Genomic DNA, 20492 nt, shown 5'->3' with positions numbered 1-20492 from the left:
TCGTTTTTTATAGAATCATGTCTTCTTTCAAATGCAATTAGCATATTTACTCACATTATTACTTCATATCACATACTGAAAACTAACCAACTAACAATCCATACTCATGAAGAAAAGTTTATACCTTTCATTTTTCTTATTTGCCTCCATATTTTCACAAAGGGCACATTCACAACAAATACAGGTTCAAAGCCCCGATAAGCAATTAAAAGTGGTTATTTCAGTTGCCGATGGTAAACCGGTTTACGAAGTGATGCTCAATGGCAAAACCATGCTCGAAAAATCCCCTTTGGGTTTTGTGACTAATGAAGGTGATCTGTCGACCGGATTAAAATACTTAAAAAGTGCCGAAAGTAAAGTTGATAAACAGTACACGCAGGCCAAAATTAAAAAGTCGGAAGTGCGTTACGAAGCCAATAAAGTGGTATGCAGTTTTGAAAATGCCAAGCAGCAAAAGTTCGACCTGGTGTTTCAGGTGAGTAATAATGATGTGGCGTTCCGGTACGAAATTCCTACCTGGGATAAGCGCATGACCTGCGTTGTACAACAGGAGGCCACCGGCTTTAAATTTCCGGCAGCTACTACTATATTCTTATCGCCAATGATGGGGCCAATGGGTGGTTTTGCCCGTTCTGCACCAAGTTATGAGAGCGGCTATGAGGCCGATGCACCGATGGGCAAAAATGGCCCGAACAAAGAAGGCTACGTATTTCCGGGATTGTTTCATGTGGGCAACAACGGTTGGGTGCTGCTTTCAGAAACCGGCGTAAGCAGTTTGTATTGCGCATCGCACCTGAGCAATGGTACCAGCGACGGATTGTACACCGTTGAGTTTCCAAACCCAAAACAAAATAACGGCTTTGGCAGTACGGGTGCGGCCATGGCACTACCCGCAGCCACACCCTGGCGAACCATTACCGTAGGTAACAGCCTGAAACCTATTGTTGAAACTACCGTGCCATTTGACGTGGTTGAGCCTTTATATGAGCCGAGCAAAGATTACCAGTTTGGCCGTGCCACATGGAGCTGGATACTATGGCAGGATAACAGCATGAATTATAAAGACCAGGTTTCGTTCATCGATTTGGCTGCAACCCTGAAGTTTGAATACATATTGATGGATGCCCTTTGGGATACCAATATTGGCAAGGACCGTATGAAAGAATTGGTGCAATACGCCAAATCAAAAGGGGTTGATGTGCTGCTTTGGTACAATTCAAATGGTCCTTATAATGATGCTCCTGTTGGTCCGCGCAATAAGATGAATACCTCGGTTGAACGAAAAAAAGAAATGAAATGGCTGCGCGATGCAGGTGTTAAAGGCTTAAAAGTCGACTTTTTTGGTGGCGATAAGCAGGAGACCATGCGTTTGTACGAGGATATTTTAACCGATGCCAATGAGTATGGCCTCATGATATTTTTCCATGGCACCACACTGCCGCGTGGATGGGAAGTGATGTATCCTAACTATGTAGGCAGCGAAGCGGTTTTAGCATCTGAGATGTTGGTGTTCTCACAACAGGTAAGAGAATCGGAAGCATTTTACGCCACCCTTCACCCCTTTATCCGCAACAGTGTAGGCAGCATGGAGTTTGGCGGTGTACTACTTAACAAGTTCTTGAACAAAGGCAACCAAAAGGGTAACGAACGGTTGACTACCGATGTTTTCCAACTGGCAACCGCCGTATTGTTTCAAAACCCGGTGCAAATGTTCGGACTTACCCCAAATAACCTCACCGATGTTTCGGCGTTTGAAATTGACTTTATGAAAGGCATGCCAACCACCTGGGACGAAACTATTTTTATAGATGGTTACCCGGGCAAATATACCGTAATAGCCCGCCGCCATAAAAACACCTGGTATGTAGCCGGTGTAAATGCCGAAAAGGAAGTTAAGAAGTTGAATTTAAAAGTTCCTATGCTGGCAGGTAAAAAAGTAAATCTTTATGCCGATGATAAAGACAGGAAATCATCTGTTAAAGAAATTCAGATAGATAAAAAAGGAAATATAAGCGTTGAAATTCAGCCCAGGGGAGGGTTTGTGCTACGCTAAGCTCCAAGCTCCTTTATCAAAAGAAAAAGGGTTGCCTATTATGGCAACCCTTTTTTGTAGGTTATAATTTTATACTTGTTTTCTTTCCGTTGTAGGTAATGCTTTTGCCTGTTAACGGCTCAATTCCCACAGGGTTTAGCACCAGGTTAAACTTGCGGGTATTAAGCATACCAGTAAATTTGCCCGAGCGTTCGCCAATGGTAAGTGTGCGGGTTTTATCGTTCCAATGAAACTTAATTTCGCTGTATTTCCCTTTTTCGTAATTGTAATTGTCGTTCTCGTCTTCGTATAGGGTAAAATCTGCATCCTTGCCCGCATAAATTCTCATTTCAAGATTATCCCAGCTTTTTTCGGTAGCGTACTGAACTTGTGGCCCCCACGGAAGTATGGAACCGGCTTTAACAAATACAGGTTGAATGTCTAAAGGGGTTTCCATGCTTACATTCTTACCGCCTGCAAACTTTTTACCCGACCATAAGTCGAACCACTCAATACCGGCCGGCAAATAAACTTCCCGGTTTTTAGTGCTACTAAAATCTTCAACCATTATCGCATCGTTGCCGGTTCCAGATTTTTTAACGTATTGCGCATCAGTAACCGGGCAAACTAAAATCGATTTACCAAACATGTATTCATGGTTTACATTCCAGGTGGCTTTATCGGCCGGGAAATCCATGTATAAAGCCCTCATCATGCTTGATTGATGGGCGGTAACATCCCACGAGGTGGAGTATATGTATGGTAACAAGCTATATCGCAGGTTGATGTATTTTGCAATGGCATCGTAATAGCGGGTACCTTTTGTACCAAATTGATAAATTTCCCTTGGTGCGTCTGTCCCGTGCGAACGCATCATAGGGCAAAAAGCACCAAACTCTACCCAGCGTGTGTAAAGCTCTTTGTATTCAGGGTCGTCAAGTTTCCGTTTGTTGAATTTTCCTAAAAAGAAGCCGCCAATATCGCTGTTCCAATAAGGCAAACCACTTAATGAAAAGTTCAGTCCTGCCGGGATTTGATTTTTAAACGTTTGCCATGAGGAGGTAATATCCCCCGACCATGTGTTGGCTCCATAACGCTGCTGCCCGGCAAATGCCGAACGGGTAAGTATGAAAACACGTTTTTTAGAATCGGTTTCACGCTGGTGTTGTGAAACTCCACCCACGGTCATTAAAGGGTAGGCGTTGCGTACCTTACGAAATGAACCCAGGTAGGTTTTATTGTCCAGGTCTGATGGTTTAAAATCAAGATGGTCGGGCTCTGTCGAATCCATCCACCAGCCATCCATGCCAAGCGAGAAGATGCCTTTATTTAAATAGCTCCAGTAAATATCGCGGGCTGCCGGGTTGTAGGCATCATATACTTTCACCCCTGACGGGTATTTCATAACAGGGGGCCATATTTCTGAACCTGATTGTGGCCAAGTTTGAAAATTCATTAACATACCCTTGGCCTCCATTTCCTTAAACTGCATTGTTTGCGGACCAAACGACGACCATATGGAAATGATCATGTGTGCATTCATATCATGCACATCTTTGATCATCTTTTTAGGGTTGTTAAAATCAACGTTCAAAAACTCCATGGCGTTCCATAAATAATTGCTGCCCCAATATTGCCAATCCTGTATCATGCCATCTAACGGCACACCAATCTCCCGATATTTTTTTACCACATCAGTTAATTCATACTGGGTTTTATAGCGCTCACGGCTTTGCCAAAAACCAAACGTCCACAGCGGAAACATGGGGGCTTGCCCGGTTAACGACCGCATATTGGCTATTACACCGTCGGCATTACCGCCTCCCATAAAGTAATAATCAATGCCATCGCCAACTTCCGATTTAAAGGAAGTTTCGTTTTTATCATCAATAAAGGTGGTGGGAGAGTAGTTATCCCAAAATATACCATATCCTTTAATCGATTGTATAAACGTAACAACATCATCCGTGTTACCCTGCATCATATTATTATATCGGTGTCCACGTTGATTCAACGCACCTCCCTGGTGCTGGCCAAGACCGTAAATGGGTTCATCATTATCTAATTTAAATGCCTGATAAATGCTCAGTGCTTTGCTACCGGCATCATTTACCGTAGTAAAATGTTCGCCACGTTCAAACTCGCTCAATAGCTTTTTGCCGTTGGGAGTAGCGTAACTAATTTCACCCGTTTTTAAGTTAAGGCTAACCGTAAGCGCTTTGCTCGAAAGATTAAGATTTTCGGATGTTTTTTTTGAACTAAACGCTACCTGCTCAGCTTTTTTAATTACAGATAAGCTCTCCTTTACCAAGGTTTCACCTTTAGTAGTTTTAATAACCCGCACAATAGAAGGGCTGTAGAACTGAATTTCTATCGATTGCGAACCTACATCAGCTTTTACACCTTGAGCGGTTTGACTAAAACTTTGAGCATGGCACAAACCCGGAAGGATAGCCAAAGCAAGCACAGTAACTTTTAATAACGGCTTATACATTAGTGTGAGATAATTAAGTTTAATTGATTTCCTCAAAACTAACAGGATTAACTTAAAAACAGATGTAATAGGAAGAAATAATGTAGGAAGTATTGAAATAAAGATTAAGCCATGTGAATTTACAAGTTGAAATTGACTAAACTGTTTAAACCCATAGATTGAAATTTTTAATAAAAAATAGTTTAAGATTTTTTCATATAAACAGTCAGAAAATTAACCCTTATATAAATTGTAGGGATATCCCTTTTAAGAAGACCGTAATTATACAGTTGGGTTTGAAGAGATAAAAGCGCCCATGCAGCCCATAAATTAAGTTATCTTTAATAATGAGATACTATCAAATTTAATATTTTACACCTTTTAGTTGTTTTTTTTTATTGGCTTTTCATAATTTTGATGCCATTATCATAATTTATCGCTCATTAAGCTAAATTTAAATTTTTTGAAAAAAATCTTACTTCTACTATTTTTTGCAACTAATCAATTACACGTTAACGCGCAAGATAAAGTTAGTTTTGACAACGCTTTCCAAAAAGCCAATAACAACAAATCGCGCGTAGAAATATCTCCGCTTAAAGAATTGCTGCACATTATGCTGGCCATCACCAAAACGGGGCTTGCCAACGATGATATGGTCAATCAAAATGGCGTTTATTATCAGGATGTACTCAAGTACTTTAAGCCATATTCAAATGAGCCTATTATAAAAACATTTGATTCGCTGCTCAACGCTTCGCTTTACAACTACATTTTCATCACAGGTAATGCCATGACGTATGATCTCTCCGGAACGAGTTTAAAACGTAATCGCAATTATATATTTACGGCAACGGCCGTGGCCAATGCTAAGGTCAAGATCAATCCGATCGATACGTATAAAAAGCAAATTGAAGCTTTTGCCAAAAGATCACAGTTTCAAAAGTTTTACAAACTGCATAAAGGTTATTATGCCAATGTTATTTCAGATTATGAGCATGAGGCAAATCTCGACCAACAGTGGAAATGGCTGGAGAAAAATTTTAAAACCAAAATAAATAGCTATCTAATTCTTTGTTCGCCGCTTATTAACGGGCTTAACTATACTACTGAGTTTAAAGACAAAGGTTTCAGGCAAATTGTTATGGTACTTCCGTTGCTTGACCATCTTCCAGAGCTAACCGCCCTTCAAAATGAGCTTTTAAACAAAAGGGTTATGTTTACAGAGATAGACCATAACTATGTAAACATGCCTTCTATTGCACATAAAGCCACTATTGACAGGGTATTTAAAAACAGGGCAACATGGGTTAATGAAAAGGCTGATGGTACTTATGCTTATCCTACACCTCTCAAAGTGTTTGATGAGTATATGACTTTTGCTACATTTTTGTTATTTTGTAAAGACAACTATGATCAAACTGTATACACAGAGACCCGGAAAAGCGTAATTAGCGTAATGATAGAACGCGGCTTTACAAAAATGGAAGCTTTTGTATCGATCCTTGAAAAGGTAAGAGCTGCAGCTCCAGATAAAAAGGTAGATGAACTGTACCCACAATTATTAGAAGGTATTAATACTACAACCAATATCTGATGGGTAAATGCTCAAAGCATAAAATATATTTTAAGATCACAATTCTCTTACCCAAATATTTCTAAAACTTATTGGTTCGCTTTTATCGCCGTGGGCTTGTAATTTAATAGCACTTTTGCCATGTTTAATTGAGTATGATGGCTGGCCGATGTATTGCGTAGGTCCTAAAAGTGAGGTATTGTTTTGAACAACCACGCCGTTCCATACCACGGTAATTCTTGCTGGTTGTTTAATCGTGCCGCTATCATCAAATACGGGGGCGTTCCAAATTACATCGTAAGTTTGCCATTCACCCGGGGGGCGTGATGCGTTGGCCAGTGGTGAAAACTGTTTATATATGCTACCCGCCATCCCATTTACATAGGTTTTGTTTTGGTACGAATCGAGTATCTGCAACTCATATCCAGGATCACCTTTACCTAACGAAGCCAGGAAGAGGCCGCTGTTGCCGCGTGCCTGTCCTTCGCCGGTAATATTGGCAGGTACTTTCCATTCCAAGTGTAACTGGTAGCTGCCAAATAATCGTTTAGTTTCGATGTTCCCTTTCGATTTATCGACCACCATTTCACCGCTCGTCACCTTCCATTGAGCGGGTTGGTTTCGGTCGGCATTCGATACCCATTCTTCCAACCCCTTACCGTTAAACAATACAATGGCATCAGAAGGGGGCGGCAACATAGGTGTGGCTTTGCCTACCTCAACTTTAACAGGAACCGGAGTCCATGCCTCGGTATCTTCGGGCTTACCTTTTTGCTGGGCACTAACATTTAAAGACAGGGCAGAGGCGGTAAGTATCAATACAAAAATCTTGGCGTTAGTCATTAGCTTAAAAGTTTATCTAACAAAAATTTATTGCTTTGAGCAATGCTCAAGTAAGGGTCTATCTTAAAGTTTTCCTGCTCTACTATATAGTGCTTAACACCTGCCAGTTTGGCTTTAGCAAATATTTGTTTAAAATTTATCGAACCCGAACCAACTTCGGTATTAAGCTTGTTATCCTGCTTATCCATGTCTTTTACGTGTACCATGGTAAACCGGCCCGGATATTTCTCAAACCATTTAACCGGATCATTGCCCGCACGTACCACCCAATAAAGGTCCATTTCAAAATCTACCAGGTTAGGTTTAGTGCCTTTCAACAATTCTTCGTACAAGGTAACCCCCTCAACAGGCATCAATTCAAAATCGTGATTATGGTAAGCCATTTTTAGCCCTGCCTTTTTGATGTGAGCGGCAGCAAGATTTACCTTTTCCACTATTTTTTTAATATCCACAGCTGTTTTCCGGAATTTGATATTGATATAAGGCATGGTGACATAAGTATGCCCTAAAACTTTGGCTGCAGCTATGGCATCGTCAACCTCCTGCATGCTGCCCGTCTCTAAAAGCTGATCCATACCATAATGGCCGCTTGGTGATGTTAAACCGTGCTGGGTTAACAAGGCTTTAAATTCAACGGGCGATAATCCCCAAAAGCCTTTTTCTTTGCTATAACCATATACTTCTACCTCTTTGTAACCTGCCTGTGCTACTTTTGCAATTACGCCTTTTACATCAGTTGGTAATTGCGCACGCAGGGTATATAGCTGTAACCCGGCAACCTTATTTGTTTTAGCCATTAATAATTGAGGTGCTAATGCAAGCCCTGCACTTATTAAGCCGGCTTGAGCTATAAATGTTCTTCTGGTAATCATGTTCAATTGGTTAATGTGTTACACATCACATATTTGTATACACTTTTGTAGTGAGGTAAGTTTGTCTTTAGCGGTTGGCACAAACTCCTGCGCCACATGCCCTTTAAAGCCTGTGGCTAAAATTGCTTTCATGATAGCCGGGTAAAAAAGTTCCTGCGTTTCATCAATTTCATGACGGCCGGGTACGCCGCCGGTATGGTAATGGGCAATATATGGGTGATACTGCTTGATGTTGGTAATTACATCGCCCTCATCAATTTGCATGTGATATATATCGTATAGTAATTTGAAATTTTCAGAGCCTAATTTTTTACACAGTTCGGCACCCCACCAGGTACGGTCGCACTGATAATCTTTATGGTTAAGTTTGCTGTTCAATAACTCCATCACTAAAACAACCTTGTGCTTTTCGGCTAAGGGCATGAGTTGCTTTAAACCTTCGGCACAATTGGCCCAGCCTTCCTCGTCGCTTTTATTGCGTTTATTGCCGCTAAAACAAATCAAATTGGTATAGCCAGCCTTGGCCACCAGCGGAATCATTTCGCTGTATTGTTTTATAAGGTGGGCATGAAACTGCTTATCATTAAAGCCATCTACCAGGCTAATTTCGGCACCGTTACACATTGATGAATGCAAACCGTGGGCTTTCAATGTATCCCACTCTTTGGGACCAACCAGATCGATGGCGCTCAGGCCCATTTTTTTGCCCTCGGCGCAAAGTTTATCAAGCGGTATATCCTGGTAGCACCAGCGGCAGGCTGAGTGATTAATGTTTCCTTTAAGCGGCATGTTTTTTTGTAAAGGTTGAGCAACGGCATCCATATTACCTAATACCCCGGCTGTTGATAGCGCTGCGGTACCGGCAACAATATTTTTAATGGCCGATCGGCGATCTGTACTCATGTTTAATTGACTTTATAATTGATTATAAGTTTAAATAGCATCGGTTGCAGGCATGAACTTATCAGGCGCTGGCGACTGCAGATCTACGTTTCTGTTGCGATCTTTAAACAACAGCAGGAACATAACAAGCACTACCGCGGCAATAGCAGCCGGTATTAACCATATTTGTTGCCAATCGTGTAAACTTCCGGCGGTTTTATGGGCATCAACAATTGGCCCCGATATAGTGAAGCCAATGAGCATACCTACGCCATAAGTAGCCAGGGTAATAAAACCCTGAGCGGCACTTTTGAATTTTTCGCCGGCTAATTCATCGGTATAAATCTGGCCGGTTACAAAAAAGAAGTCGTAACAAATGCCGTGTAGCACAATACCGCCTATCAGCATCCAGTAGTTGGCACCAGTATCACCGTAGGCAAAAAGCACGTATCGTAACACCCAGGCCAGCATACCAACGGCCAGCATTTTTTTAACGCCCAAGCGTTTGAAAAATAATGGCATTAATGCCATAAATACTAACTCTGATACCTGGCCAAACGCTTGCTTGCCCGCGGCACCGTTCATGCCAACCTCGTTTAAAAACGGATTAGTGAAATTGTAATAAAACGCCAGGGGTACACAAATAGCTACCGATGCTAAAAAGAATACACGGTACGATGAGTTTTTTAATAACCCAATGGCATCCAGTCCTAATATGTCTCTTACCGATGTTTGAGTGCCTTTTTTTAGCGGTGGAGTGGCTGGCAAAGTAAAGCTGAACAATCCCAGCAGGAGTGAGGCGGCCGCAGCTGTTTTAAAAGTAAGATCGAGCGACCCGTTTTTTTCCCAGCCTAACCAGCCAATGGTAAAACCGGCAATGATCCAGCCCAGGGTTCCCAAAAACCTGATGGGAGGGAACTGCTTGCTCGGATCGGTCATTTGCCGAAACGATATGGAATTAACCAGTGCAAGCGTTGGCATGTAAATGATCATGTAAATCAAAACATATGGATAGAATGCATTAAAATTGGGTGCGGTAGAGCAAAACCAAAGCATTATTGCACCAATAACATGCAATACACCCAGTATTTTTTGGGCCGGAAAATATTTGTCGGCAATTAAGCCTATTATAAACGGCGCAACAATAGCTCCTATTGATTGGGTAAGATAAGCTACACCAACTTCGGTAGCATTGGTTTTGAGGCCGGTAAGTAAATAGGTACCAAGGGTTACAAACCATGCTCCCCAAATGAAAAACTGGAGAAACATCATGACCGAAAGCTGGATTCTGATCTTATTGTCCATATCAATAATTATTTGACAGTGAGTATGTATTTAACCATTTCTTTAGCATCATCAACCGAAACAGCCGGGTGCGGCGACATAGGCACCTCGCCAAAACTGCCCGAACCGCCTTTGATAATTTTATCGGCAAGCATATCAATATCTTTATCAGTGTATTTGGCGGCTACCTCGGTGTATGACGGGCCAACCAGCTTATCGTGTTCCTTGTGGCAGCTTAAACAATCTGATGATGCGATGAGTGCGGCTCCTTTTGATTTGGTGGACACACTGGTTGCTGTATTTTCGGTACCAATGCTGCCGGCAGTATCCTGGGCGGCATTAGAGTTTTGCGCAACAGCATTCTGATCCGTTCCGTGAGTGGTATCGGTGCTGATCTTATCGCCCGATGATGAACCTCCGCATGATGCGGCAGCTAAACAAATAGATGCGATAGCGATAGAAAAAAACGTTTTTTTCATGATAGATTATTGTATTCCTAATATGTGATTGTTGAGTGTGGGATTATTGCCCGATGATGCAAAATCATCAAAAGCATGATCGGTTACGTGGATGATATGATCGGCAATAAAACGGGCACCTTCGCGGGCACCATCTTCGGGGTGCTTAAGTGCGCATTCCCATTCAAGCACCGCCCAGCCCGGAAAATCATACTGTGCCATTTTGCTGAACACGGCTTTAAAGTCAACCTGGCCATCACCCAACGAACGGAAACGACCTGCACGGTCAACCCAGTTTTGGTAGCCTCCGTAAACGCCTTGTTTACCGGTTGGGTTGAATTCGGCATCTTTAACGTGCATCATTTTAATGCGCTCGTGGTAAATATCAATATGGGCTAAATAATCCAGGCATTGTAATACAAAATGCGATGGATCGTATAGCAAATTAGCACGCTTGTGCTGCCCAACCCGGTCGAGGAACATCTCGTAAGTGATGCCATCATGCAGGTCTTCACCCGGATGCAGTTCGTAACAAAGGTCGATGCCGCACTCGTCGTAAAAATCCAGAATAGGTTTCCAGCGGCGGCCTAATTCATCAAAGGCATCATTAACCAGGTTTGCTGGGCGCTGAGGCCAGGGGTATACAAATGGCCAGGCAAGTGCCCCACTAAAAGTAACACTGGCTTTTAAGCCCAAGTTTTGTGATGCTTTGGCAGCATATTTTACCTGCTGTACAGCCCATTGCTGCCTTGCTGTAAAATCAGTATGTAAATGAGCAGGAGCAAAGGCATTAAACAACTCATTATATGCAGGATTTACCGCTACTAACTGACCTTGTGTATGGGTAGAAAGTTCGGTGATTTCCAAACCCGCCTCATTTACAATGCCTTTAACTTCATCAGCATAAGTTTTGCTTTCGGCAGCTTTTTGCAGGTTAATGAACCGTGCATCGCTGGTAGGTAGCTGCAAGCCTTTATAACCCAATGAGGCAGCCCATTGCGCAATGGATCTAAGATCATTAAACGGCGCATCATTCCCTATAAATTGAGCAATAAATATGGCGGGTCCTTTAATTGTTAGCATAAGTTAGATGGTAAATGGTGTCCACTTTTGTTCTGATTTTCCCGAAGCAATCACATTCTCTATAAATGCCATGCCACGCACACCTTCGTTCACGCCCGGAAAATCAAGCATCTCGGCTGATGGCTCTTCATTATTGCTCAACGCCTTAATAGTTAAAGCAAAGTTTCGGTACAGGTTTGCAAATGCCTCAAGGTAACCTTCAGGGTGCCCGGCAGGGGTGCGTGAATTAAACATAGCGGCAGTCGACGTGTAACCGCCGCCCGTGCGCCAAATTTCGGCAGGTTTATCAGGGTAGCGTACAATAAGGGAGTTGGCATCATCCTGTTGCCATTCCACGCCGCCGCTCTCGCCATATACGCTTATCTTAACATTGTTTTCGGCACCGGCCGCTACCTGGGTTGCTGTTAAAACGCCGCTGGCACCACCTTCAAAACGAAGCAGTACAGCGCCGTCATCATCCAGCCTGCGACCCGGAACCACAATGTTTATATCGGCACATAAATGACTTACGGTTAAGCCGGTTACATATTCAATTAAATTAAAAGCATGGGTGCCAATATCGCCCATGGCCCCGGCAATGCCGCTTTGTGATGGGTCGGTGCGCCAGGTAGCCTGTTTATTATCGCCACCCTCGGCCAGCGTACTTAGCCAGCCCTGCGGGTACTGGGCGTAAACTTTACGAACCTTACCTATTTGGTTTGCGGCAACCAATTCGCGTGCCTGTTTTACCATAGGGTAGCCCGTATAAGTATGTGTAAGGCAGAGTAGTTGCCCTGTTTTATCTGAAGCATCTTTCAATGTTTTTGCCTCCTGTAACGTAAGCGTCATGGGCTTATCAAGAATAACGTGAAAACCGTTCTCGAGCGCCAGTTTTGCGGGTTCGAAATGCACATGGTTTGGGGTAACAATACTAATTACCTGTGCACGTATATCTTCGGGAAGTTGGCTCTCTTTTTCAATAAGTTCCTGATAAGTAGCATATACGCGATCATCGGTAATACCGAGCGCAATGCCACTGGCTTTGGAACGTTCGGCATTACTGCTGAATGCGCCGCAAACCAACTCATACTGGTCGTCTATACGGGAGGCTATGCGGTGTACGGCACCTATAAAAGCACCTTGACCTCCGCCTATCATTCCTAATCTTAATTTCATAAGCAGATGTAGATATATTTATGCAAGCGCCCATGCTTTATCGCCCTTTTTGTAAGGATAATCGCCAACGTATTTACCCGGTACAGGCAAATAACGCTGTGCCTTGGTGCAGCCTATTTCCGAGGTAAAATAACCCAGCAGCGTAAGTTGTTTTATCATGGTAAAATAGTGGTTAGGTGCCTCTTTTTCTTTGGTTTTACTGTAAGCGGCCTGTTCCTTATCCAAATCAACCAGCAACGCTGTGCGTTGCTCGGGCGAGGCTTCTACAAAGCCCAACTTGAATTTTTTCTCACAGGCTTCATTTAATTTTTTTAAACCCTCTTTAAATACTTTTTGGTCTCTATCCTCATAGCAATCGCGTACCATAATGGCCATGAATCCGCCTACGTTGGCATCTTTGGCTCCCGGCGTTTCGGTTCGGGGTAAAATGGTATCGGCAACTTCATTCATAAATGCCTGGGTTCCCTTGTCAAAAAGATCATCGGTATTAACCGAACTCCCGGTTTTGCAACCCGATAAAAAGAAATCGGCTCCTATAACTGAACCGCCAACCAATAAGGCTACACGGTTTAAAGCGTCTCGTCTGTTCATCATCAGTTAAAAATTAAATGTTCATTTTCTTTAATTCAGAAACGGCATGATCGGCCGCACGAGCTGTAAGTGCCATATAGGTTAACGATGGGTTTTGGCAGGCAGCCGATGTCATGGCTGCACCATCCGTTACGTAAACATTTTTAGCATCCCAAACCTGGTTCCACTCATTAAGTACCGATGATTTTGGATCGCGGCCCATGCGGGCTGTGCCCATTTCATGTATACCCCGACCTAATACGGCCTGATCGTTATATGGGTTTACGTTCTTTAGGCCGGTAGCTTCCAGCATCTCAGCAGCATCGTTCATCATATCGATCCGCATTTTGTTCTCGTTATCGCGCACTACTGCATCAATAGCAGGTACCGATAGGCCCCACTTATCTTTCTTGGTATCATCGAGCCACATGCGGTTTTCATGATAAGGCAGTACTTCTCCAAATCCGCCTATGCCCATTTTCCAACTGCCCGGCTCGCTCAATTCATCTTTGAATTTTGCGCCAAGGGCCATCTCTGGTATGTTGCGGCTCCAGCGCTCGCGCGAGGCCGAACCCTGATAACCGAAACCTCTTATATAATCGCGTTTTTCGCCATTTAGGTTGCGGTAGCGCGGTATGTAAATGCCGTTAGCGCGGCGGCCGTAAGTATATTTATCTTCATAACCATCAACCATTCCCGATGCGCCTACGTTCAAATGATGGTCCATAATGTTATGTCCCAATTGATCACTGCTGCTGCCCAAGCCTCCGGGCCAAATATCAGTTGCCGAACGCATTAAAATAGCTGCTGTATTAATGGTTGATGCGTTGAGGAAGATCACCTTGGCATAATACTCATAGGTTTGATTGGTTTCGGCATCAAGCACCTCAACGCCCTTGGCCAGTTTGGTGTCTTTATCGTATATAACTTTGGTAACTATGCTCCAGGGGCGCAAGGTTAAATTGCCCGTGCGCATAGCGGCCGGCAGGGTAGAAGACTGCGTGCTGAAGTAAGCCCCGAAAGGGCAGCCTAACCAGCATTTGTTACGATACTGGCAATTGGTGCGGTTATCATGCGGCTGGGTAATATTTGCCGTACGACCTATGATCATGTGCCTTGATCCTTTGTAGATGCCTTTTAAACGTGCTGCAACATCCTTTTCAACAATATTTAGTTCCATAGGCGGCATATATTCGCCATCGGGTAAAATTGCAATGCCATCTTTATTGCCCGATATGCCTGCAAAGCGTTCTACATAGCTGTACCAAGGCGCAAGGTCGGCGTAGCGAATGGGCCAATCTACGGCAATGCCGTCTTTTGCATTGGCCTCAAAATCCATATTGTGCCAGCGGTATGATTGGCGGCCCCACATAAGTGAGCGGCCACCCACATGATAGCCTCTATACCAGTCGAAACGCTGTTTTTCGATGTAAGGGCTTTCGCGTTCATCAACCCAGTAATCTAAATTGGTTTCGTTGAGCACATACTCGCGCTTAGCTACCGGGTAATCGTTTTTCATTTGCTGGGTAGGATTTCCTCTGTGGGGAAACTCCCAGGGCGCTTTGTTAGCGTTCACATAATCTTTAATGTGTTCAATGTTTCGGCCGCGCTCAAGCAGCAAGGTTTTTAACCCTTTTTCGGTTAACTCTTTAGCTGCCCAGCCGCCGGAAATACCGGAGCCCACAACTATTGCATCGTAAGTATTGGTTGCCATGAAGCAGGTTTATAGTGTAATTGGTAATTACGCGGCAAGCATTGGTAACTTGCCATTTGCAATTTATAAGCACATAAATATGATCATAAATTGCAATACATACAACTTCAAAAACTTTATAATGAAAGAGTATGTCTCATTGAGAGACAAAGATAGTGGCCTGTTTAACTTTTACAAATTTATTTTGCAGTTATTGATAAAAGCCAAGTAAAAGTACAATGATTTGTTTAACGCCAAGCTCCGGTTACCATTCTTGCTTAAGGCCGTTTTGGAGGGCCTCATTGTATCTCACGGTATCAAAGCTGTATAAAATAGGAGGGCGATGCGCTTTTTTACTCGGGTTGGCATCGTGCTTATTAAGGATATTGAAGCTGTGTATTTTGCGCTGAAAGTTTCCGCGATGAAGGGGTTTGCCTAATATAATTTCATACAAGCGTTGCAACTGCGGCATGGTAAACTCGCGGGGCAATAGGTTGAGCCCAACGGGCGAATAATTAATGTTTCGCCTGAGGGTGTGGAGCGCATTTTCGAGAATTTCTCTATGGTCCATCATAAGTTCGGGTAAACTGTCAATATCTTTCCACTCACAGCTTTCCGAAATGCGGTCGGTAACAGGTGTAATTTCGGCATAATTTACCAACGCATAGTAGCCCACCGATACAAAGCGTTGGCGTTGCCAAAAGCTTTCGGGCAGGTGAGCCATATCGGCTTCAGAGCGGCCCACTTTGCCAAACACCTTAAACTCTTCAAGAAATATATTTGAAGCACCGGTACGGGCTTTCAAAATACGATATGCTGCCTGGTCAAGGTCTTCCTGCTTTTTAACGTAACCGCCCGGAAGCCCCCATTTATCCACACCCTTCATTTTCAGCAACAACACCTTTAAGGAGGATTCATGGAAGCCAAATACCACGCAGTCTACCGATACATGCGGTATACACGACTGGTAGGCAAGTTCGCTTCCTTTCTCGAATAGCTCCTTAACATTCATTTTACAAATAAGGGGAATATTAATAAGCAATCAAAGTACTGGATATGCCCATAAGATCAAACCCAGCGCGGATTAAGTTTGGGAAATTTGAATCAAGTCGCAAAGTTAACCAGCCACAATTATAGCGTTATCAGAGGTTATAGTTGGTTATTATTCAACTACTTGATAAACTGTGTATTGGTTGGATTTATTTTTCAAATTAACTTCGCCCAATAGTTCGCAATTAAATGACTCTTTTACCTGCTCGTAAACGTTTTCGGTAATTACAATTTGCCCCGCTTTGGCTACCGATTGCAGCCGTTGTGCAAGGTTAACCGAATCGCCAATTACAGTGTAATCGAGTCTTTTTAGTGATGCCGAGCCGATATTTCCCGATACCATTTCGCCCGAATTGATACCTACCGATATATGGGCCTCAAAAGTTTTATCGCCAACTTGTATAGGTTGAATGGAGTTCATCTGTGCCCTTACTGCCAGGGCGGTATCAATAGCCCTATCCAAATGGTAGTCTCCACGAAATACGGCCATAACGGCATCGCCCATAAATTTATCAACGTGACCGCCCTGTGCTATAATTTCCTTAACTATACGGTCAAAAAGGCTGTTTAATAGCTCAACAACGGTATTGGGTGGTACCTGTTCGGTTATGGCCGTAAAGCCACAAACATCCAAAAACATAACGGTGCCGTTTATCTGTTCATTTTTGAGTAAACTGTTCTCAAATTCTTTATGCGTCATAAAGTTGAGCACGTTTTCATCCACGTACATCTTCAGGATGTTGTTTTCCTTAATGGCTTTAATGGTTTCCTGCAATTGTTTAACATGCTCAATAGTTTTTTGCATGGTTAAATCCAGGTCGTCAAAATCAACCGGTTTGCACACAAAATCAAAAGCACCACGGTTCATGGCCGAACGGATGCTTTGCATATCGCCATAGGCCGAAACCACAACAGCTTTAAGCATTGGATTGGCATCGGGCAAACGGCTAAGCAGGGTAAGGCCGTCCATTACGGGCATATTAATGTCGCTTAATACAATATCAATATCAGCATGTTCCTTTACTCTTTCTAAGGCCTCTTCACCGTTTTGAGCAAATACAAACTCATATATATTTTCCCTGATCTTTTTTCGGAACTTTTGCTTAACCAGTATTTCCAGGTCTGCTTCATCATCTACAACCAGTATTTTAGCCATTCTGTAGTACTGTATTTAGTTTTTCTTTAAGTAAATTAAAATCAAGCGGCTTGGTCAAAAAATCGTTTGCGCCTAATTCCAGTGCGTTTTTGTGTGTTTCTTCATCACCATAAGCGGTAATCATCATTACCAGCGGAGGCGGGTTGTCATAATCGTGCCGTATTTTGCCCAGCAACTCAATCCCGCTCATGCCGGGCATATTAATATCAGATAGGATAAGCACCACTTCCGAATGTTTGTCTTTCAGGTAATCCAACGCCTGCTCGCCCGAGAATGCAAAATCGAAATCGAGCACATGATTTCTTATTTCTTTGCGGAAACATTGCAAAAACAAGGGCTGAACATCGGCCTCATCATCCACAACCAGTATTTTCATAATATGGCTTAAATATAGTAATAATTAAATAATAGGCAGGATTATGGTAAACGTTGCTCCGTTACCTTCTTCAGAGTCGATGGCTATTTGCCCGTTATGGCCTTTAACAATAATGTCATAACTGAGCGATAGACCTAAACCCGTGCCCTCGCCGGTTGGCTTGGTAGTAAAAAAGGGCTGCATAATTTTATCGCGAATGGACTCGGGTATGCCGGTGCCGTTATCTTTTACGGTTAGTACCACGTTTTTTTGTTGCAATTGGGTTGATAGCTCAATTTTTGGCTTAAACTGTGCACCCAATTGTTTTTGCTTTTGATGCACTGCATAAAAAGCATTGGTAAATAGGTTGAGCAATACCCGGCCTACATCCTGATGGATAAGGTTTACTTCGGGCAAAGATGCATCAAAATTTGTAACGAGTTCGGAGTTAAAAGTCTTATCCTTAGCACGCAAACCGTGGTAGGCCAGGCGCATGTACTCATCGGCCAGGTTATTGATGTTTACCGATTCTTTTTGGCCGTTGCTGGTACGGCTGTGCTGCAGCATACCTTTCACAATACTGTCGGCACGTTTGCCGTGCTGCGATATTTTTTCGAGGTTTTGCTTGATGTCTTCTGCAATGTATCTAACTTCTTCAAGATCGCCTTTGGCAAGCTCCTGGTTCATTTCTTCGAGCAACTCGCTGCTTACTTCGGCAAAGTTGTTTACAAAGTTTAGCGGGTTCTGAATTTCGTGCGCAATACCGGCGGTAAGTTCGCCCAGGGAGGCCAGTTTTTCTGATTGAATAAGTTGCTGCTGGGTGCTTTGTAATAGCTCTATAGTGGCTTCAAGCTCTTCTTTCTGGTTCTGAATTTCTGCTGTACGTTCGGCCACCAGGCGGTCCAGTTCTTCATTTTTGGCCTTGTAAACCAATAACTCTTCGCGTTGCTTTTTGGAGGCAGCCCAGCGGCTCAATACCCAAACAAAGGCTGCTACAACCGGAAATGCAAAGTAATTATCATATTCTTCGTAAAAAGACGGAGCTATTTTGCTAACGAGAAATATTAAAAAACCTACCCCTATTAAAGGGTAATGCGATTCAAAATAGTTGCGGAAATTTTTGAAATCTTCCTGCTTTTTAAAATATATGATAGTACCTAACAGGGCTATAGCTCCCAGCAATGTATGAACTTCGTCGCTTAATGATTTTTCGAGGAAAAAATAGCCAATAGCAGCTGCGGCTTGTCCTATACCTAACGTTGCTTTCCATTTCTGGCGCAGCGGCGTCAATTTAATTGCCCTGTTCAACCAATTAAACAACAGGAAAATAACGAGGAAGTAAAAAAAAGCCATGTAGCGGATTTAGTTGAGTAATGGCTAAAGATAATTATTTATTGAAATACTCCAACAAGGCATGCTTTGCTCACCACTGCAAACAATTCATATATTAGCACACAAATTAAACCTATGCGAGCTGAAAAAGCCGGGCAATTCATTATTCAAAAATTAGAACAAGAGCTGCCGCAAAAGTATACATACCATAATGCCGCACACACACGTGATGTGCACCAAGCGGCGCAACGTTTGGCCGAAGGTGAAGGGATTAGTGCAGCCGATATTGAACTGCTGCTTACCGCCGCCTGGTACCATGATGCCGGTTATTTAACCTGTGTTGATAAGCACGAAGATGAATCTATACGCCTGGCTAAGCAGTATTTGCCCGGTTTTGATTATACCGAACAAGAAATTGATCAGATTTGTAATGCCATAACTGCAACCCGATTACCGCAAACACCGCTTGATAAATTAGGGGAGATACTAGCCGATGCTGATCTGGATTACCTTGGTCGCAGCGATTTTTTCAGCATTAGCGATAAGCTTTTTGAAGAACTGCGCTTAGCAGGTACGGTTACGGATAGCATTACCTGGGACAAAATGCAGGTGAAATTCCTGCAAGAGCATCAATATTTTACAAAAACTGCAATTAATACCCGACAACTGCAAAAAGAACTTAATTTAGCAGAAATAATTGCACGCTTAAACTTTCATGAAAAATAGCCTTCTGCCACACTGGTTGTCCGATACCGTTTATACCCTTATCGGTATCCTGTTTTGTAGTTTTGCCTTAAAAAGTTTTTTGGTACCCAATAATTTTTTTGACGGTGGTGTAACCGGTATATCCCTGCTTATTCATGAAACTTACCACTACAACATTGCTTATGTAATTGTGCTTGTAAACATTCCTTTTATTTTTATGGGGGCTTACCATGTTAATAAAATGTTTGCCATCAAAACGTTTATAGCTGTCATTTTACTCGGACTGGCATTGTTGCTTATCCCGTTTCAACCCGTAACGAGCGATAAACTATTGGTATCCATCTTTGGCGGTGTATTTATGGGAATAGGCGTGGGGCTGGCCATGCGCGGCGGCTGTGCGCTGGACGGTATTGAGGTATTAGCCTTATATACAGGCAAACGCATCAGTTTTACTATCAGCGAAATTATTTTAGGTATTAATATCGTTATTTTCCTTATTGCCGGAATTAAGCTGGGTTTGCCAACCGCGCTGTACTCTATTTTAACTTATTATACAGCATCACGTACCATTACCTTTGTTATTGAAGGTTTGGAGGAATATACCGGAGTAACCATTATATCGGCCGAAAGCGAGGCCGTTAAACGCGAACTGGTGATGAACATGGGGCGTGGTATTACCGTTTACAAAGGTGAGCGAGGTTTTATGAAAGACAGCTTTGATGTTAGCCACCCGGTTGATATTATATATACTGTAGTTACCCGCCTGGAGGTTCGTCGCTTACGCAATATTGTACATGAGCTCGACCCAAAAGCATTTATTTTTACCGGCATTATTAAAGAGGCCGCGGGTGGTATTTTGAAGCGACGAGCCAGGCATTAATTGAGCTTTAAGATTTACACAAATTACATGGTATAACTTATATTTTATCACCCTGCTACCCTCTGTTCCGGTAACAGGGTGTTTTTTTTATATATT

General features: G+C 42.9%; 18 protein-coding genes. 4 read left to right on the top strand and 14 right to left on the bottom strand.

All coding sequences use genetic code 11. The annotated features are described in order from the left end of the window. The first annotated feature begins 106 nt into the window (after nt 1-106). Entirely contained in the window at nt 107-2053 is a 1947-nt protein-coding gene (locus tag QE417_RS05255; protein WP_311948032.1) for a glycoside hydrolase family 97 protein, read from the top strand. Nucleotides 2054-2114: 61 nt separating this feature from the next. On the opposite strand, the gene QE417_RS05250 is transcribed toward QE417_RS05255, so the two are convergent. After that, entirely contained in the window at nt 2115-4526 is a 2412-nt protein-coding gene (locus QE417_RS05250; RefSeq protein WP_311948030.1) for a glycoside hydrolase family 31 protein, read from the bottom strand. 442 nt (nt 4527-4968) lie between these two features. Here QE417_RS05250 and QE417_RS05245 point away from each other — a divergent pair, with 442 nt between their 5' ends. Then, nucleotides 4969-6099, top strand: coding sequence for a DUF4932 domain-containing protein (locus QE417_RS05245; protein ID WP_311948027.1), 1131 nt, complete (start codon nt 4969-4971; stop codon nt 6097-6099). Nucleotides 6100-6135: 36 nt separating this feature from the next. Here the strand turns inward: QE417_RS05245 and QE417_RS05240 are convergent, their stop codons facing one another. The 13 genes from QE417_RS05240 to QE417_RS05180 all read right to left on the bottom strand — a co-directional run bounded on the left by QE417_RS05240 (nt 6136) and on the right by QE417_RS05180 (nt 18832). Next, nucleotides 6136-6921 carry a 3-keto-disaccharide hydrolase gene (locus QE417_RS05240; protein WP_311948025.1) on the bottom strand — a complete coding sequence of 262 codons (786 nt, stop codon included), beginning with the start codon at nt 6919-6921 and terminating at the stop codon, nt 6136-6138. Continuing rightward, the gene (locus tag QE417_RS05235) at nt 6921-7793 is read right to left on the bottom strand and encodes a sugar phosphate isomerase/epimerase family protein (protein WP_311948022.1); all 873 of its coding nucleotides are present in this window, start codon (nt 7791-7793) and stop codon (nt 6921-6923) included. The genes QE417_RS05240 and QE417_RS05235 overlap by 1 nt, the downstream gene beginning before the upstream one ends. An 18-nt stretch (nt 7794-7811) precedes the next feature. Next, nucleotides 7812-8696: a hydroxypyruvate isomerase family protein gene (locus tag QE417_RS05230; RefSeq protein WP_311948020.1), complete on the bottom strand. Its 885-nt coding sequence runs from the start codon at nt 8694-8696 to the stop codon at nt 7812-7814. A 30-nt stretch (nt 8697-8726) separates the two neighbouring features. After that, nucleotides 8727-9980 (bottom strand): nucleoside permease, encoded by a 1254-nt coding sequence (locus QE417_RS05225; protein WP_311948017.1) that lies wholly within the window; start codon nt 9978-9980, stop codon nt 8727-8729. Nucleotides 9981-9988: 8 nt separating this feature from the next. Next, nucleotides 9989-10438 (bottom strand): c-type cytochrome, encoded by a 450-nt coding sequence (locus QE417_RS05220; RefSeq protein ID WP_311948014.1) that lies wholly within the window; start codon nt 10436-10438, stop codon nt 9989-9991. A 6-nt stretch (nt 10439-10444) separates the two neighbouring features. After that, on the bottom strand, nt 10445-11500 hold the full coding sequence (locus QE417_RS05215) for a sugar phosphate isomerase/epimerase family protein (protein WP_311948012.1): 1056 nt from the start codon (nt 11498-11500) through the stop codon (nt 10445-10447). Between the two features lie 3 nt (nt 11501-11503). Next, a complete protein-coding gene (locus QE417_RS05210) occupies nt 11504-12655 on the bottom strand; it encodes a Gfo/Idh/MocA family protein (protein ID WP_311948010.1) in 1152 nt (383 codons plus the stop codon). Nucleotides 12656-12673: 18 nt separating this feature from the next. Continuing rightward, nucleotides 12674-13249 carry a gluconate 2-dehydrogenase subunit 3 family protein gene (locus tag QE417_RS05205; protein WP_311948009.1) on the bottom strand — a complete coding sequence of 192 codons (576 nt, stop codon included), beginning with the start codon at nt 13247-13249 and terminating at the stop codon, nt 12674-12676. Between the two features lie 10 nt (nt 13250-13259). Further along, on the bottom strand, nt 13260-14939 hold the full coding sequence (locus QE417_RS05200) for a GMC family oxidoreductase (RefSeq protein ID WP_311948007.1): 1680 nt from the start codon (nt 14937-14939) through the stop codon (nt 13260-13262). Nucleotides 14940-15183: 244 nt separating this feature from the next. Continuing rightward, nucleotides 15184-15930 (bottom strand): NUDIX hydrolase, encoded by a 747-nt coding sequence (locus QE417_RS05195; protein ID WP_311948005.1) that lies wholly within the window; start codon nt 15928-15930, stop codon nt 15184-15186. A 150-nt stretch (nt 15931-16080) separates the two neighbouring features. Then, a complete protein-coding gene (locus QE417_RS05190) occupies nt 16081-17124 on the bottom strand; it encodes an adenylate/guanylate cyclase domain-containing protein (protein ID WP_311948003.1) in 1044 nt (347 codons plus the stop codon). Continuing rightward, nucleotides 17117-17500, bottom strand: a complete 384-nt coding sequence (locus QE417_RS05185) for a response regulator (protein ID WP_311948002.1) — start codon at nt 17498-17500, stop codon at nt 17117-17119. The genes QE417_RS05190 and QE417_RS05185 overlap by 8 nt, the downstream gene beginning before the upstream one ends. A gap of 24 nt (nt 17501-17524) precedes the next feature. After that, nucleotides 17525-18832, bottom strand: coding sequence for a sensor histidine kinase (locus QE417_RS05180; protein WP_311948000.1), 1308 nt, complete (start codon nt 18830-18832; stop codon nt 17525-17527). A 114-nt stretch (nt 18833-18946) separates the two neighbouring features. Between QE417_RS05180 and QE417_RS05175 the strand changes: the two genes are divergently transcribed. Then, nucleotides 18947-19537: an HD domain-containing protein gene (locus tag QE417_RS05175; protein ID WP_311947998.1), complete on the top strand. Its 591-nt coding sequence runs from the start codon at nt 18947-18949 to the stop codon at nt 19535-19537. Further along, nucleotides 19527-20396 (top strand): YitT family protein, encoded by an 870-nt coding sequence (locus QE417_RS05170; protein WP_311947995.1) that lies wholly within the window; start codon nt 19527-19529, stop codon nt 20394-20396. Before QE417_RS05175 ends, QE417_RS05170 begins: the two co-directional genes overlap by 11 nt. The last annotated feature ends 96 nt before the right edge of the window (nt 20397-20492 follow it).

Source organism: Mucilaginibacter terrae, assembly GCF_031951985.1.
In the GTDB taxonomy this organism is placed as follows: domain Bacteria; phylum Bacteroidota; class Bacteroidia; order Sphingobacteriales; family Sphingobacteriaceae; genus Mucilaginibacter; species Mucilaginibacter terrae_A.
Note: the sequence above shows the minus strand (reverse complement) of the source record. Positions and strands in the feature narration are given on the sequence as shown.

What these genes read in the sequence shown, in the direction of transcription:
- QE417_RS05190 (WP_311948003.1), bottom strand. Translation starts at nt 17,124, where the DNA reads ATGGCTAAAATACTGGTTGTAGATGATGAAGCAGACCTGGAAATACTG.
- QE417_RS05225 (WP_311948017.1), bottom strand. Translation starts at nt 9,980, where the DNA reads ATGGACAATAAGATCAGAATCCAGCTTTCGGTCATGATGTTTCTCCAG.
- QE417_RS05255 (WP_311948032.1), top strand. Translation starts at nt 107, where the DNA reads ATGAAGAAAAGTTTATACCTTTCATTTTTCTTATTTGCCTCCATATTT.
- QE417_RS05180 (WP_311948000.1), bottom strand. Translation starts at nt 18,832, where the DNA reads ATGGCTTTTTTTTACTTCCTCGTTATTTTCCTGTTGTTTAATTGGTTG.
- QE417_RS05230 (WP_311948020.1), bottom strand. Translation starts at nt 8,696, where the DNA reads ATGAGTACAGATCGCCGATCGGCCATTAAAAATATTGTTGCCGGTACC.
- QE417_RS05240 (WP_311948025.1), bottom strand. Translation starts at nt 6,921, where the DNA reads ATGACTAACGCCAAGATTTTTGTATTGATACTTACCGCCTCTGCCCTG.
- QE417_RS05200 (WP_311948007.1), bottom strand. Translation starts at nt 14,939, where the DNA reads ATGGCAACCAATACTTACGATGCAATAGTTGTGGGCTCCGGTATTTCC.
- QE417_RS05215 (WP_311948012.1), bottom strand. Translation starts at nt 11,500, where the DNA reads ATGCTAACAATTAAAGGACCCGCCATATTTATTGCTCAATTTATAGGG.
- QE417_RS05220 (WP_311948014.1), bottom strand. Translation starts at nt 10,438, where the DNA reads ATGAAAAAAACGTTTTTTTCTATCGCTATCGCATCTATTTGTTTAGCT.
- QE417_RS05175 (WP_311947998.1), top strand. Translation starts at nt 18,947, where the DNA reads ATGCGAGCTGAAAAAGCCGGGCAATTCATTATTCAAAAATTAGAACAA.
- QE417_RS05195 (WP_311948005.1), bottom strand. Translation starts at nt 15,930, where the DNA reads ATGAATGTTAAGGAGCTATTCGAGAAAGGAAGCGAACTTGCCTACCAG.
- QE417_RS05185 (WP_311948002.1), bottom strand. Translation starts at nt 17,500, where the DNA reads ATGAAAATACTGGTTGTGGATGATGAGGCCGATGTTCAGCCCTTGTTT.
- QE417_RS05205 (WP_311948009.1), bottom strand. Translation starts at nt 13,249, where the DNA reads ATGATGAACAGACGAGACGCTTTAAACCGTGTAGCCTTATTGGTTGGC.
- QE417_RS05235 (WP_311948022.1), bottom strand. Translation starts at nt 7,793, where the DNA reads ATGATTACCAGAAGAACATTTATAGCTCAAGCCGGCTTAATAAGTGCA.
- QE417_RS05250 (WP_311948030.1), bottom strand. Translation starts at nt 4,526, where the DNA reads ATGTATAAGCCGTTATTAAAAGTTACTGTGCTTGCTTTGGCTATCCTT.
- QE417_RS05170 (WP_311947995.1), top strand. Translation starts at nt 19,527, where the DNA reads ATGAAAAATAGCCTTCTGCCACACTGGTTGTCCGATACCGTTTATACC.
- QE417_RS05210 (WP_311948010.1), bottom strand. Translation starts at nt 12,655, where the DNA reads ATGAAATTAAGATTAGGAATGATAGGCGGAGGTCAAGGTGCTTTTATA.